12 protein-coding genes are annotated in these 13,724 nt (G+C 71.8%); 6 read left to right on the forward strand and 6 right to left on the reverse strand.

Annotated features, from left to right (window positions below; translation table 11 throughout):
* Positions 1-378: 378 nt before the first annotated feature.
* Positions 379-705: a hypothetical protein gene (locus ACZ6CV_RS33295; RefSeq protein ID WP_469255104.1), complete on the forward strand. Its 327-nt coding sequence runs from the start codon at positions 379-381 to the stop codon at positions 703-705.
* On the forward strand, positions 702-2,705 hold the full coding sequence (locus ACZ6CV_RS33300; RefSeq protein WP_469255106.1) for an ATP-binding cassette domain-containing protein: 2,004 nt from the start codon (positions 702-704) through the stop codon (positions 2,703-2,705). The genes ACZ6CV_RS33295 and ACZ6CV_RS33300 overlap by 4 nt, the downstream gene beginning before the upstream one ends.
* Before the next feature lie 78 nt (positions 2,706-2,783).
* Here ACZ6CV_RS33300 and ACZ6CV_RS33305 read toward each other — a convergent pair whose 3' ends face one another.
* From ACZ6CV_RS33305 to ACZ6CV_RS33315, 3 genes are all read right to left on the reverse strand, one after another.
* Positions 2,784-3,728, reverse strand: a complete 945-nt coding sequence (locus tag ACZ6CV_RS33305; protein WP_469255108.1) for a Gfo/Idh/MocA family protein — start codon at positions 3,726-3,728, stop codon at positions 2,784-2,786.
* A 92-nt stretch (positions 3,729-3,820) separates the two neighbouring features.
* The gene (locus ACZ6CV_RS33310; protein ID WP_469255110.1) at positions 3,821-4,234 is read right to left on the reverse strand and encodes a VOC family protein; all 414 of its coding nucleotides are present in this window, start codon (positions 4,232-4,234) and stop codon (positions 3,821-3,823) included.
* Positions 4,235-4,425: 191 nt separating this feature from the next.
* A complete protein-coding gene (locus ACZ6CV_RS33315; RefSeq protein ID WP_469255112.1) occupies positions 4,426-5,967 on the reverse strand; it encodes an MFS transporter in 1,542 nt (513 codons plus the stop codon).
* 61 nt (positions 5,968-6,028) lie between these two features.
* Here ACZ6CV_RS33315 and ACZ6CV_RS33320 point away from each other — a divergent pair, with 61 nt between their 5' ends.
* The 3 genes from ACZ6CV_RS33320 to ACZ6CV_RS33330 all read left to right on the forward strand — a co-directional run bounded on the left by ACZ6CV_RS33320 (position 6,029) and on the right by ACZ6CV_RS33330 (position 8,803).
* Positions 6,029-6,997: a helix-turn-helix transcriptional regulator gene (locus tag ACZ6CV_RS33320; protein WP_469255114.1), complete on the forward strand. Its 969-nt coding sequence runs from the start codon at positions 6,029-6,031 to the stop codon at positions 6,995-6,997.
* A gap of 125 nt (positions 6,998-7,122) precedes the next feature.
* On the forward strand, positions 7,123-7,836 hold the full coding sequence (locus ACZ6CV_RS33325; protein WP_469255118.1) for an NADPH-dependent F420 reductase: 714 nt from the start codon (positions 7,123-7,125) through the stop codon (positions 7,834-7,836).
* Positions 7,837-8,023: 187 nt separating this feature from the next.
* Positions 8,024-8,803 (forward strand): SDR family oxidoreductase, encoded by a 780-nt coding sequence (locus ACZ6CV_RS33330; RefSeq protein ID WP_469255121.1) that lies wholly within the window; start codon positions 8,024-8,026, stop codon positions 8,801-8,803.
* 17 nt (positions 8,804-8,820) lie between these two features.
* Here the strand turns inward: ACZ6CV_RS33330 and ACZ6CV_RS33335 are convergent, their stop codons facing one another.
* Positions 8,821-9,210 (reverse strand): VOC family protein, encoded by a 390-nt coding sequence (locus ACZ6CV_RS33335; protein ID WP_469255123.1) that lies wholly within the window; start codon positions 9,208-9,210, stop codon positions 8,821-8,823.
* Positions 9,211-9,379: 169 nt separating this feature from the next.
* On the opposite strand from ACZ6CV_RS33335, the gene ACZ6CV_RS33340 reads away from it, so the two are divergent.
* Positions 9,380-10,258 (forward strand): LysR family transcriptional regulator, encoded by an 879-nt coding sequence (locus ACZ6CV_RS33340; RefSeq protein ID WP_469255125.1) that lies wholly within the window; start codon positions 9,380-9,382, stop codon positions 10,256-10,258.
* Between the two features lie 10 nt (positions 10,259-10,268).
* Here ACZ6CV_RS33340 and ACZ6CV_RS33345 read toward each other — a convergent pair whose 3' ends face one another.
* Positions 10,269-10,988: a class I SAM-dependent methyltransferase gene (locus tag ACZ6CV_RS33345; RefSeq protein WP_469255126.1), complete on the reverse strand. Its 720-nt coding sequence runs from the start codon at positions 10,986-10,988 to the stop codon at positions 10,269-10,271.
* A 148-nt stretch (positions 10,989-11,136) separates the two neighbouring features.
* A complete protein-coding gene (locus tag ACZ6CV_RS33350; RefSeq protein WP_469255128.1) occupies positions 11,137-13,653 on the reverse strand; it encodes a SpoIIE family protein phosphatase in 2,517 nt (838 codons plus the stop codon).
* Between the last annotated feature and the right edge of the window lie 71 nt (positions 13,654-13,724).

Below are 13,724 nucleotides of genomic sequence, written 5' to 3' on the forward strand. Positions count from 1 at the left end.
CCCACCGCCCCTCCCACGGGCGCGCCCACCGCCACTCCCACCGGCCCTCCCAAGACGCCGCGCCCGCAACGTGTGCGGTCGACTCGCATGGTCCCGGCGGCACTGAACATCTGGGCAAGCTATCGATGCGCCGCCCCCACTCCGCCCCGACCCCCACCGCACCCGGCGCCCGCCGCGCCCCGCAATCCCCCGGAGGAGGTACCGCAACCCACACGAGTGATCGAACACAGCATCACGGCACGTCTCCCCCACCCCCACGCGGAGAGCGCCCGGTTTTCGAAATCGGGTTCTAGATTTCGCCCCCGCGCACCCGTGACGGGGACAGAACGTGCCCTGTTACCCGATCACCTGTCCGCCCACCCGTCCCGAGGAGTCCTCATGCATCCCGTACGCCGTCCTGTGTTCGTTCATCCTGCGTTCGAAAATCTCGCGGCCTCCTCGGTTCCGTCCGGCCGCGCGGCCACCCACCGCACGGACCTTCTCGCCGACGGCGCCGCCCTCTGCGTGCGCCGCACACCGCACACGACGTGGGCCGGCGGACCGCACGACGTGGAACCGGACCCGCAGGACGGGCTGTCCTGGGTGCCGATCGAGTGGCCGCCCGCCGACTGCCACCCCCACACCGCCCACATCTTCCACACGCTCACGCACGGCCCGTCGTATCGCGCTCCGAACTGGCCGGCAGAGGGAGGCAGCGTCGCATGAAGCGATTCTTCGGCAAGGTCCGCATGGCCGAACCGCAGGTCTCCGACGCGGAACGCGAACTCTTCGGCGGGCCCCTGCGGTACGACCAGGGGTGGTCCCAACACGAGCACGCACGCCTGGACTTGACCATGCGCTCCGCTCTGCGGCAGATGCCCGGGCTCGTCGGCGTCACCCTCCGGATGGCCTGGAGCGCGGACCGTCGCGCGCTGGTGGCGGTGGCGGTCAGCGAACTCGGCCAGGGCATCGCCGCCGCGGTGGGGCTGCTGGCCATCAACGCGGTCATGCACGCCCTGTTGGGGGCCGGAGAGGCGACCGAGCGGCTGAACGCCCTCCTGCCGGGCCTGCTCGCCGCCGCGGGCGTCGCCGTCGTGAACTCGGCGCTGGCCGGCTGGTCGACCGCTCGCGCCGGACGCCTGGAACCGCTCGTCGAGCGGATCGCCACGACGCAGTACCTCGCCGCGGCAACGAGCGTCGAACTCGAGGCCAGCGAGGACCCCGCCTTCCGCCGCCTCATCGACATCGCCCAGTACGGGCCCACCTCCGCACGCCGGATGATCAGCGCCTGCGTCTCCGCGTTGAACAGCACCATCTCGCTGATCGCCACGGCCGGCGTGCTCACCGTCCTGCACCCCCTCCTGTTACCGATGTTGCTGGTCATCGCGGCCCCGCGGGGCTGGGGCGCCATGCGGGTGGCCCAGGAGCGCTATGTGTCCGTGATGAGCTGGATCGAGCACCTGCGGGCGAGCCGCCTCATCGCCAACCTCCTCACCGATCGCACGGCCGCCCAAGAGGTACGCATCCACGCCGTCGGCCCGTTCCTCCTCGACCGGTACCGGCGCATGGCCGCGAGCGCGGAGGCGGAGCAGGAGCGTCTGGCGTCCAGCAAGGCCGTCACCGAGTGGGTCGCCTCCGCGCTCTCCGGTCTTGCGATGGCCGCCACCTACGGGACCATGATCTGGCTGATCATGGCGGGGCACATGAGCCTGGCCGTCGCCGGCACCGCCGTGATCGCAGTGCGGACCGGGTCGGCGAGCCTGGGCGCGCTGGTGATGACGGTGAACCAGCTGCACGAGGAGTCCCTCTACGTACGGGATCACGGGCGCTTCCTGGTCGAGGCCGCACAGCATGCCATCCCCCGGTCCGGCGATCCGGTCCCCGGCCAGGTCGGGCAGGTCTCCCTGGAGCACGTCAGCTACCGGTACCCCGACCGCGACGTACCGGCGCTGGACGATGTGTCGCTCGCCTTCCCCATGGGGTCGGTCACCGCCGTCGTGGGCGAGAACGGCTCGGGCAAGAGCACGCTCATGAAGGTCCTCTCCGGCCTCCTGCTCCCCCACGACGGAACCGTGCGCTGGGGGGAGGCCGACCTCACCGGCCTCGACCGCTCCCAGGTCTTCGACCGGGTCTCCCTGCTCACCCAGGACTTCCAGCGCTGGCCGGTGACGGCCGCGATGAACATTCGTATCGGCCGCCCCGGTCACGACGCCTCACGGCGCGACCTGGAGAAGTCCGTCGTCTACGCCGGGGCGGGGTCCGTCGCCGCCAAACTTCCCAACGGCCTGGACAGCATGCTGGGCCGCATGTTCCGCGGGGCCATCGAACTCTCCGGCGGCGAGTGGCAGAAGGTGGGACTGGCCCGTACCCACTGGCGCAGCTCGACCTCGGGGCAGGACAGTGTCCTCATCGTCGACGAACCCACCTCCGCCCTCGACCCCGAGGCCGAGATCGCCGCCTTCGACCGCATCCGGCGCCTCGCCGCACCGCACCGGGCCGTCGTTCTCGTCACCCACCGCATGTCCGGCGTGCGGCACGCCGACCACATCTACGTCCTTAACCAGGGGCGCCTCACCGAACACGGCACGCACGACGAACTCATCGCCGCGCGCGGCCGCTATGCCGGCATGTTCGAGACGCAGGCGGCTCAGTACGCGCCTGCCGCCGGCGTCCCCCGTCCCGCGCACCCCCCGAAGGCACGCACGGACGACAGCTCCTCTCACTGACCACTGACCACTGATCACTGATCACTGATCACTGATCACTGACGCCGACGCGGCCCTGGAACGCCCGCAACTGATGTGTCACCGGCCCGCGTTGACCTGCTGGTCGACGCGCAGGGTCAGTCGCAGGGCGTCCAGGGCGCCGGCCGGAGTGATGCGGTTCTCCGCCTCGCCGCGCAGGACGGCCAGGACGTGCTCGATCATCGCGGTGTACTGGTCGGCCGGGGGCAGCTCCACCTCATGGACGCCTTCGCCGGTGCAGGCGGTCAGGGAGGTGGTGGGCTTGCCGTCGTAGCCCATGGTGGAGACCGACTCCAGGACGCCGTCGGTGAAGGCGGCGGTCCAACCGCCGCGGCCGCCCCACGGCATCGGCCGCAGCGAGGAGACCGAGCTGCGGGCCAGCGCCCCGTCGAAGGCCATGACTGCCTCGACCGCGCCGGCGTCCGCGTTCCGTTCGACCGAGGTGACGTGGACCTCGTGGGGCATGCCGAGGGCGCGGATGATCAGGTCGAGGTCGCTGTGCATGGCCTCCATCGGCAAGACCTTCGCGCCCAGGCTCGCCCCGGGCCACAGCGGCGCCATCGCGGACCAGCAGGTCAGCTCCTCCAGTTGACCGTACGTACCGTCCCGTACGGCGTCGTCGAGGGCTTGGTTGGCGGGGACGAACCGTTCGAACATGTCCACGAACACGTGCCGGTCGCTGGCCTCGGAGGCGGCCACCAGCCTGCGGCCTTCCTCCAGGGAGGCGGCCATGGGCAGTTCGGTGAGGACATGCTTGCCGGCCTCCAGGGCACGCAGCGCCATCGGGGTGTGCAGCTCTATGGGCAGGCAGACGTCGACCAGGTCGACGGAGTCGTCGGCGAAGGCGGCATCCAGGTCGGTGGGGGCGGTGAAGCCGAACTGACCGGCCATGTGTGCCGTCTTGGCCGTGTCGCGGCCGATCATCACCACGTCCACGTCCTCGCGGGCGGCGTAGACGGCGGCGTGCGCCTGGCCGAAGTTGGTTCCAAGGAGTGCGATCTTCATGAGTCTTCCTTTCACATGCGACGGGGGGTACGGCCGTGAGCTTGGGCGACCGTGGTCCGGCCTTGGGCTTGGTACGGGTCTCCTGCGTGGGGTCAGGCAGGCTGGGCCTGGCTGATGCACAGCGGCTGGCCGGAGGGGTCGAGGAGGACTGTCCAGTGCTCGCCGCCGGGCTGGAACTCCGGCTTGTGCGCGCCGAGTTGCAGCAACCGTGTCTCGGCGGCGGTCACATCGGGGAACGCCAGATCCAGGTGGAAGGGCAGGTCCTGCCGGGGCCAGGCGGGAGCGGTGAAGGAGCGGGACGTCCAGAAGACGTACATCGTGGTGCCGACGGTGACGGGGAAGGCGACCTCGTTGCCGTGCTCGTCGGGGTAGGGGGCGCCGACCTCGCCACCGAGTGCGGCGGCGTAGAACTCGGCGAGCCGGCGCCCGTCGTCGGCCCAGATCGCGTACGAGCTCACCGAACCGTTGAGGGCATCGGCGGAGTGGGGGGCATGGGGGACGCTCATGGTGGTGGTTCCTTTTCTCGGTGGTGCGGCTACGCGTGTGCGGGCCGCGGTCTCGTGGGGGTGGTGCCGGGAAGCCGAGTGACGCCGGGAAGCCGAGCGGTGCCGGGGGGGGGCGGGTGGTGGCGGGGGGGGGGGCCGGGTGGTGGCGGGGGGGGCCGGGTGGTGGCGGGGCGGCATCTGGGGGTGGCGTGTCAGCCGACCGACACCCGTTCGGCCTCCGGCTGCTGGTCGGGGGCGGCCGAATCGGTGGCCTGCCCCGTGCGGCCGCCGCCGCGCGGCAGGGCGAACAGGACGACGAACGCGGCCGTGAAGGCGGCAGCGACGTACCACAGGGAGCCCGCGAAGGCGTGCGGCATCCGGTGAGCCTGGGTGGTGGGGTCGCCGGGTCCGAGCCGGTCGAAGAAGACGACCGAGGACAGCGCGACGCCGACGGCTTGGCCGAGTTGCATGGTGGTGTTGGTGAGGCCGGACGCGGAGCCCGCGTACTCATGGGGGACGTCGGAGAGGATGATGTCGGTCAGCGGGGCGACGATCATCCCCATGCCGAGACCCATCGGGATCAGCGGCATCATCGTCTGCCATACGGCGATGTCGGTGCCGTAGTGGTTGGCCAGAGCGACGAACAGCACCATGCCCGCGGCGGCCAGCAGTCCGCCGGCCTGCAGCACCCCGCGGCCGAAGCGGGGCACCAGCACCTGCATCGACAGTCCGGCCCCGGCCATCATGGCCGCGGACAGCGGCATGCCCGACAGCCCGGCCTCCAGCGGCGAGAAGCCCAGCCCCAGCTGCAGATAGAGCGTCCAGGCCAGGAAGAAGACGCCCGAGGCCAGGCCGAACAGCAGCTGCACGCCCTGCCCGCCGGCAAAGCCGCGCCGGGAGAACAGCGACAGCACCACCAGCGGCGATCCGCCGCGCCGCGCCAGGCGCCGTTCCCAGGCGACGAACGCGGCCAGGAGGGGTACGGAGGCGGCCATCGACCCGTACGTCCACGCGGGCCACCCCAGCTCACGTCCCTGCGTGAGCGGCAGGACCAGCGCCAGCAGACCGGCCGTGGCCAGCACCACGCCCACCAGGTCAAGGCGGGCCGCACGCTCGGCCTTCGACTCGCTGATCAGCAGGGCACCGGCGATCAGTCCGGCGGCGCCCAGCGGCAGGTTGACCAGGAAGATCGGCCGCCAGCCGAGCCCGAACAGGTTCCCCTCGACCAACAGCGCACCGACCAGGGGCCCGGCGAGCGTGCCGAGGGCCATGACCGAACCGTAGATCCCGAAGACCTTGCCCCGCTCACGCTCCGGGAAGGTCACGTGAATGATCGACAGGACCTGCGGCACCATCAGCGCGGCCATGGCTCCCTGCGCGACGCGCCCGGCGAGGAGCACTTCCGGGTTCCCGGCGACACCGCACACCAGCGAGGTGAGCGTGAAGCCGACGACACCGAGCAGGAAGACCTTCTTGCGGCCGAACAGATCGCCCAGTCGGCCGCCGGTGATCAGCCCGAGCGCGAACGCCAGCGCGTATCCACCGGTGATCCATTGGACCTGGGCTGTGGACGCGCCGGTCTCGGCCTGGATGTCGGGCAACGCGATGTGGACCACGGTGACGTCGACCGCGTCCATGAAGGAGGCGACCAGCACGACGACCAGCGCGGCCCATCGTCGCGGATCCGCGGCGTTCGTACGGCTTGGATCGTTTTGAGCGATCCGTCGGTTTTGAAGGGTTTCGTTCTCGGACATGCCCTCACGCTAGGGGGCTTTTAGGTCACCTCATGTCCTTAGAGGGGGTCATTCTGGGAGCATGACGACTGACCTTCCCGCACGGATGCTCCGCCTGCTGTCCCTGCTGCAGACGCGCCGTGAGTGGTCCGGCGCCGAGCTCGCCGAACGGCTCGGCGTCACCACCCGCACCGTGCGCCGCGACATCGACCGCCTGCGCGAACTGGAGTACCCCGTCGAGGGCACCACCGGCCACGCCGGTGGATACCGCCTGGCCGCAGGCGCCGCGATGCCTCCCCTGCTCCTCGACGACGAAGAGGCCACCGTCACCGCGGTCGCCCTGCGCACCGCCGCAGGCCAGTTGACCGGAATGGAAGAGACCACCCTGCGCGCCCTCGCGAAACTCGAACAGGTCCTCCCCGCCCGCCTCCGCACTCAGGTGGCCGCCCTGCAGGAGTCGACGGCCGCCATCGAATGGGAGCGCCGAGGGCCGCGCACCGACCCGTCGGCCCTGGCCGCGCTGGCAGCGGCCTGTCGCGACCGGGAGACCGTCACCTTCGCCTACACCACCCGCACCGGCGACGGCGCCGACCGCCGCGTCGACCCGCACCACCTGGTCGCCTCCGGTGGCCTGTGGTACCTCCTCGGCCACGACCAGGACCGCGACGACTGGCGCATCTACCGCCTCGACCGGATCAGCGGCCTGACCCCGACCCGCCGGCGCTTCACCCGCCGCGCCGTGCCCGGCGGGGACCCGGCCTCGTACGTGGCCGGGAAGATCGCCTCGGCGCCCGTGCGCCACCGGGCCGTCGCCACCGTCCGGGAACCCGCCGACGCCGTACGACACCGCATCTGGGCCCTGGCCACCCGCATCCGGGCAACCGGCCCGAACGAATGCACGGTGGACTGCTCCGGCGACCACCTGCCCGGCATCGCCCAGATCCTCGCCGGCCTCGACGCCGACTACACCCTGGACGCCGACGAAGCCGTTCGCGCGTACCTGCGCACCGCCGCCCGCCGCGCTCTCGACGCCCTCGACGGCCCCAGTTGAAGCATCCTCGCCAAGGAGGCTCCTTTTAGGACGTGAGGTGTCCCAAATGGCCCGTAATGTTCTTTTTGCGGCCACCGGGTCGTCTGCCCTCGGGGCAGCATCCCTCACTCTCCAGGAGCAGCACTGTGAACATCGCGATTCTCGGCACCGGCGCGGGCGCCCGTCAGCACGCGGCCCGCCTCAGCGCACTCGGCCACCAGGTCGTCGTCGGTACCCGCGATCCCGAGGCGACCCTCGCCCGGACCGAGCCCGACATGATGGGCACCGAGCCCTTCGTCGTCTTCCACCGTGCCCACCCCGAGCTGACCCTGGCCACCTTCGCCCAGGCCGCGGCCGCGGGCGAGTTGGTGGTCAACGGGATCGACGGTGCGAACGCCGTCGCCGCCCTGACGGCCCTGCCCACGGACGCCCTCGCGGGCAAGACCCTGATCGACTACGCCGTCCCGTACGTCTACCAGCAGCCCGGGGACGCCGAGCACTCCTGGCCCACCCCCTGGGGCGAGATGCCGCGTCTTGACCCCGTCGACACCGACAGCCTCGCCGAACAGATCCAGCGCGCCCTGCCCGAGACGAAGGTGGTCAAGACCTTCGTCACCCAGGAGCAGGAGACCGTCGTCAACCCCGCCGAGTTCGGCGGCGGCGACCACACCATGTTCCTGGCAGGCGACCACCAGGACGCCAAGGCTGCGGCCGGTGAACTCCTGACCGCCTACGGCTGTAGCGACATCATCGACGTCGGCCCCCTGGCCGCCGCCCGCGGTCTGGAGATGTACGCCCACTTCCACACCGCACTCGGCCTCGCCCTCAACCGACGCTTCGGCGTGAAGATCGTCCGCTGAGGCGAACCCTTCGCTGAAGGCCCGCACGGGACGCCGGGCATGCCCGGTTCGTGACAGCCGTGCCGGATGGCCCTTGTCACAGCGTCACGCCGTCACGGCGGCCCATGCGTCGGCGTCTCGTGTTCGTCATGACGCCGCGCGGCCGAACGTGCCGTGGCGGAAAGCGACTTGGAGAAGGGTACGGATCATGAGCAAGCAGAAGGTGGCCGTCGCCGGAGCGACCGGGCGGCTGGGGCGCCACGTGGTGGACGTCCTCATCGAGCGCGGCCACGAGGTCGTACGGATGTCCCGGGCCACTGGCGTGGACATCGTCGCCGGAGGCGCGCCGCTCGCCGACGCCCTCACCGACGTGGACGTCATCGTCGACGCCGCGTCGTGGCCCGCCTCCGAGGAGCAGGCGGCCACGGAGTTCTTCCGCGCGTCGGCGCGCACTCTGCACGAAGCGGGCCGGCGGGCCGGGGTCGCCCGGATCGCGGTGGCGTCCATCATCGGCGTCGACCGCACCACCGGCGGCTTCGGGGCCGCGAAGAAGGTCCACGAGCAGGTGCACATGGCCGCGGGCCTCCCCGTCCGCGTCCTGCGTGCCGCGCAGTTCCACGAGTTCGTCGGCCAGCTCCTGGACTGGCAGCGGGGCGACGTGGCGTACATCCCGAACTGGCCGAGCCAGCTGGTCGCCGCGCGCACCGCGGCGCGGGCACTGGTCGACCTCGCGCTCGACTCCGACGGGCCCGCCGGGGCGGTTCCCGGCGCCCCGTTCCCCGAGATCGCCGGGCCCCGTCGGGAGATCCTCTCCGATGCGGCCGCGCTGCTCGGCGCGCGCCGGGGCGTCAAGGTGGTCGGCGTCGACAATCCCGGCCTGCCCGGTACGGACGACATCGCCGAGGACGCCCTGCTGCCGAGCCCCCACGCCCGGCTCGCCGGCCCCACCTTTCAGGAGTGGCTCGACGGGGGTGACGCCTCGGCGTAGCGGAGCCTGCGGCCGGCTCACGCGTCCTGCGGGTACCACCGCAGTTCGATCGTGTTGCCGTCCGGGTCCCGCACGTAGAGGGAGAGTGCCGTGCCCCGTGCGCCAAAGCGCTCGCCGGGGCCGTCCACCACCGTGAAGTCGCCGGAGTCGATGACCTCCTGCCAGTCGAGCGGCTCGACCACGAGGCAGATGTGGTCGACGTTGGAGCCCTCGGAGCGCCCGTCGGGGGCCGTCGTCAGGTCAATGATCGTGGTGGGGCTGATCCGCACGGACGGGAAGGGGACCTTGCCGGCCCGCCACTCCTCCACCCGGACCGGCTCAAGACCCAGCGGGCCGGTGTAGAAGGCGAGCGAGCGCTCGACGTCGGTGACGTTGAGGACGAGGTGGTCGAAGGCGATCACACGCATGAGGGTCTCCATGGGGTGCGGGGGCGACTGCGGCGCCCAAGGTGGTGTCGGATGGTGTCCGGGTGGCCCTCGTGGTGGTGCCGGGCCGGTGGGTTCAGCATCGCCGAGCAGCCATCGATCGGTCCAACACATGGTTGTCATGCGATCCATCGTGTTTCACGATGGATCAATGGATCTGCAGCAGATGCGGTACGTCGTCGCGGTGGCGGAGACCGCGAGCTTCACCCGCGCCGCCGAGCGGTGCCACGTCGTCCAGTCCGCGCTCAGCCACCAAGTGGCGCGGCTGGAGAAGGACTTGGGCGCACGGCTCTTCGAGCGCACCAGCCGCCGGGTGCGGCTCACCGTCGCCGGGGAGGCGTTCCTGCCCGCCGCCCGCCAGGCCCTGGAGGCGGCCGAGCGGGCCCGCGCGGAGGTGGCGGCGGCCACCGGTGAGATACGGGGCAGGCTGACCGTCGGCACGATCCCCACGGTGGCGGCCGTCGACCTCCCCGCGGTGCTGCGCGACTACCGTCAGCGCTACCCGCAGGTGCGGATCAGCCTGCGCGTCGCCGGCAGTGAACGCCTCATCGAGCAGGTGCGGGACGGCGCGTTGGACGCGGCGTTCCTCGGCGTACCGCCCGGTTTCCGGCCGCAGGGCGTGCGCGATCTGCAGCTGGCGCACGGCGCGCACGTGGCCGTGGTCGCGCCGGACCACCCCCTGGCCGGGGAGCTTGAGGTGGGGCTGCCCCGCCTGGCCGAGGAGGAGTTCGTGGACTTCGCCGCGGGCACCGCCGCCCGCGCCCAGTCGGACGACGCGTTCGCCGCGGCCGGTCTGCGGCGCGAGGTCGCCTTCGAGGCCGGCGTCGAGCTCATGGCACGGCTGGTCCGTCAGGGCCTCTGCATCGCGCTGCTGCCCGCGGCGTTCGCCGCCGAACTGCACGCCCTGTGCAGCGTGCCGGTCCGCGACGGTCCGGTACGGGTCGAGCGGCTCATCTGGAGCCGTTTCACCCCCTCCCCCGCGGCCGCCGCGTTTCTCGCCCTGCTGGACGTCCCCGGCTCGGAGGGCTGACCGTACGGCCTCAGCGCCCCAACACCAGCCACCGTGCGGGCAGTTCGATGCGTGTGCCGTCGGGTGTGAACTCCGTACTGGCCAGCGGCAGCTCGTCCGCGTCGATGATCCGCAGCCCGGCCGCCTCGACGTACCCCTCCACCACGTCGTCCACGACCTCGGCGGGGGCGAGGCCGTGCGCGAAGACCGGCGCCAGTTTCGGCGGCGGTCCCGCCGGGCCCTGCAACAACTCCATCAGCACGGGACGCGCCCGCTCGGACAGTTCGACGAGGAACGCGCGGCCCCGCTCGCCGAGCAGCGTGGCTATGCCGTCCAGGAGCGGCTGCCGGTCGTCGGGCTCGCACTGGTGCAGTACGCCTCGCATGTAGATGTTCACGTCGCCGATCTCCGCGTGCAGCTGCTGCGCCTCGCTCTTCTCCACGACGTCGAGCTGCCGGAAGTCGACCTGCCCCGCCGGGTCCGCGCGCCGGGCGTGGTCGAGGGCGGCCGCCGAGAGGTCGACCCCGAGCACGCGCGGAAAGCGGTCGGCGAGGAACCGCGTCTGGGTGCCGTTGCCGCATCCCAGGTCGACGACGGGCAGGCCGACGGCGGTCATGTGCGGTTCGAAGAGGGCGAGATGGAGGCTCGCGGTGAGGGCGGGTTCGGCGTCCCAGAAGACGGCTCCCGGCTCGTCGGAGGCCTCCCGCCAGAACCCCTCCCACGCCTCCCTGTACCGACTCGTGATGCTCATGTCCGTGCTCCCCGGGGTGCGACGACGGCCGCCGAAGCCGGCGACAAGATCGGTGTACCGCGCCCGGGGCACACGGACAAGTCACCGGCGCACTCCCTTCACCGGTCATTCGATGCGCTCCGCCGGCGCGCGCCCGCTGCCGGGAGCCCTAACGCCGCGGCAGCGCCAGTTCGAACCACACCGTCTTGCCCCGCCGCGTCCGGCTCGTGCCCCACTCCTTCGCCAGCGCGCTCACGACGCGCAGTCCGCGCCCGAACTCGTCGGCCGGGCCCGCGTTGAGCAGCGTCGGCAGGGTCTGGTCGTCGTCCTCGACCTCGCACACGAGCGCGCCGGCGCGGACCATGCGCAGGTCGATCCTCGTACTGCGCGAGTGACGCACGACGTTGGTGACCAGTTCGCTGACGAGCAGTTCGGCCGTGTCGGCCAGGGGCTCCAGGGACCAGTCGCGCAGTTGGGCGCGGACCGTCTCGCGGGCCCTTCCCACCTCCGCGGCGTCGACGGCGAGGCGCTGGTGCGCGACGTCCCGGGCCGCGATGCCGTTGAGCCGGGCCATGAGGAGCGCCACGTCGTCCTTGCGGCCGCCGCGGGTGTTGAGGGCGCGGATGATCGTGTCGCAGGCGTCGTCCATGGAGGCGGCCGGGTGCGCGGCGGACTCGGTGAGCGTGGCGAGGCCCACGCCGATGTCCTCGCCGCGCACTTCGACCAGGCCGTCGGTGCACATCAACAGCCGGTCGCCGGGCGCGACCCGCACCACGACCGACTCGAAGGGCACCCCGCCGACGCCGATGGGCGCCCCCGTCGGCAGGTGGAGGAGTTCGCTGTGGCCGTCCTCGGCGCGGACCAGGACGGGCGGGATGTGGCCGGCGTTGGCGAGGTGCAGCTCGCCCGCGATCGGGTCGTAGACCGCGTACAGGCAGGTCGCCAGGTAGTGCTCGCCGAGGCGCTGCGCGAGGTCGTCGAGGTTGCGCAGGAGCTGCTCGGGCGGCAGGTCGAGGGCGGCCATGGTCTGCACGGCCGTACGCAACTGACCCATCATCGCCGCCGAGTTGAGGCCGTGACCCATCACGTCGCCGACGACGAGCGCGGTCCGCGAGCCGGGCAGTTTGACCGAGTCGAACCAGTCGCCGCCGACGCGGCCGAGCAGGGTGCCGGGCAGATAGCGGGTCGCGATGTCGCAGCCGGACATCCTGGGCTGGATGTGCGGCAGCATGCTGTCCTGGAGGGTGTCGGCGACGCTCTCCTGGTACGTGTACATGCGGGCGTTGTCGAGCACGAGCCCCGCGCGGGCGGCCAGTTCGGCGCCGGTCACGCGGTCCATGTCGTTGAAGACCTGCCGCTCCTCGTGGCGGAGCAGGATCATGAAGCCCAGCACCACGTTGCGCGCCTTCAGGGGTACGACGAGCATGGAGCGGCGGTTGATCAGCGGACGGATGTCGCGCTTCTCGAACTGCGAGGCGATGGCGTTGCCCATCTCGTCGGAGATGCGCGGCACGAGCACCGGTTCGCCGGAGGTCATGCACTGGAAGAACGGGGTGTGCGCGGGGAACGGCATGGACTCGCCGACGGGGACCACGTCGTCCCAGCGCCCCGGTTCGTCGGTGTGCTCCAGAGCGACGCGGTGCCACAGGGTGGTCTCGTCCGGCACGCCCTCGGGAAAGCCCTCGCCCGCGACGACCTGCTCGCGCAGATAGGTGCCCGCGACATCCGTGAAGCGCGGCACGACGGCCTTGCTGACCTCGACGATCGTCCGGGACAGATCGAGCGAGGAGCCGATGCGTCCGCTGACCTCGTTGAGGAATTCGAGGCGCTCGCGCACCGCCACGTACTCCAGGTCCTCGACGTCGTCCGCCTCCGGTGTCACCGGCAGTCCCTCGGCGGCGGTCTGCGCGGCGCGCCGTCTGCGCTCCTTGCGCTCGGCCCGCCGGGCGACGCCCCAGTCCGGGGTCACCGGGACCCGGTCGTGGTGGCTGAACTCCAGGACGGGGTAGCCCAGTTCGAGGACCTGGGCGACGATGCGGGCGCTCTCGCCCACGCTCATGCTCGGCAGGATCTCGGGCAGCCGGGCGGCCAGTTCGTCGGCGCCGGGGAAGTCGGTGTGCAGCGCGAAGCCGGGGGCTATCCGCTCGATCCGTTCGTCGCGCTCGTCCCGCTCACCCCGCCCGTCGTGCGGCTCCCCGGACGGAGTCAGCCGCGCGGCGTCCGCGGCGAGCACGAGGAGCCGCTCGGGTCCGGGGCCGATCAGCGGGTACGCCCACCACAGCACGTCGACGCGGCCACGGTCACGTGCGCCGCCCCGGTCGCCTCCGCCCCGGTCGTCCTCGCCGTCCCGTCCGCCGCCCGCCTCCGCGAGCCGCGCACGCCCGGCGGCCGGGTAGGAGATCTGTCCGTCGAGGGAGGTCTCCAGGTCGGGGCCGAGTCCGTCGTAGGCCCCATAGGCCTCGCGGTCCTCACGGTCCTCGCGGTCCTCCTGGATCGCGCCGTGCACCGGGAGCAGATCACCCACGGGGCGGCCGACGGCCTCCTCCTTGCCGTACCCGAAGAGGCGGCGCGCGCCGACGCTCCAGTGCGAGACGAGTCCCGCTCCGTCGACGACGACCACGGCCAGCGGGATGCGTCCGGACGCGGCACTCCGCGTGACCGGCTCGCCCGGAGTGCCTCGCTCCATGGCTCATGCTCCTTCCCCTGGCAGCGCAAGATCTGGACCGCCACCAACCACCGTACGGCCGCCGCGGGTTG

The organism is Streptomyces sp. NPDC041713 (genome assembly GCF_055591085.1).

What these genes read in the sequence shown, in the direction of transcription:
- ACZ6CV_RS33295 (WP_469255104.1), top strand. Translation starts at nt 379, where the DNA reads ATGCATCCCGTACGCCGTCCTGTGTTCGTTCATCCTGCGTTCGAAAAT.
- ACZ6CV_RS33300 (WP_469255106.1), top strand. Translation starts at nt 702, where the DNA reads ATGAAGCGATTCTTCGGCAAGGTCCGCATGGCCGAACCGCAGGTCTCC.
- ACZ6CV_RS33305 (WP_469255108.1), bottom strand. Translation starts at nt 3,728, where the DNA reads ATGAAGATCGCACTCCTTGGAACCAACTTCGGCCAGGCGCACGCCGCC.
- ACZ6CV_RS33310 (WP_469255110.1), bottom strand. Translation starts at nt 4,234, where the DNA reads ATGAGCGTCCCCCATGCCCCCCACTCCGCCGATGCCCTCAACGGTTCG.
- ACZ6CV_RS33315 (WP_469255112.1), bottom strand. Translation starts at nt 5,967, where the DNA reads ATGTCCGAGAACGAAACCCTTCAAAACCGACGGATCGCTCAAAACGAT.
- ACZ6CV_RS33320 (WP_469255114.1), top strand. Translation starts at nt 6,029, where the DNA reads ATGACGACTGACCTTCCCGCACGGATGCTCCGCCTGCTGTCCCTGCTG.
- ACZ6CV_RS33330 (WP_469255121.1), top strand. Translation starts at nt 8,024, where the DNA reads ATGAGCAAGCAGAAGGTGGCCGTCGCCGGAGCGACCGGGCGGCTGGGG.
- ACZ6CV_RS33335 (WP_469255123.1), bottom strand. Translation starts at nt 9,210, where the DNA reads ATGCGTGTGATCGCCTTCGACCACCTCGTCCTCAACGTCACCGACGTC.
- ACZ6CV_RS33340 (WP_469255125.1), top strand. Translation starts at nt 9,380, where the DNA reads ATGGATCTGCAGCAGATGCGGTACGTCGTCGCGGTGGCGGAGACCGCG.
- ACZ6CV_RS33345 (WP_469255126.1), bottom strand. Translation starts at nt 10,988, where the DNA reads ATGAGCATCACGAGTCGGTACAGGGAGGCGTGGGAGGGGTTCTGGCGG.
- ACZ6CV_RS33350 (WP_469255128.1), bottom strand. Translation starts at nt 13,653, where the DNA reads ATGGAGCGAGGCACTCCGGGCGAGCCGGTCACGCGGAGTGCCGCGTCC.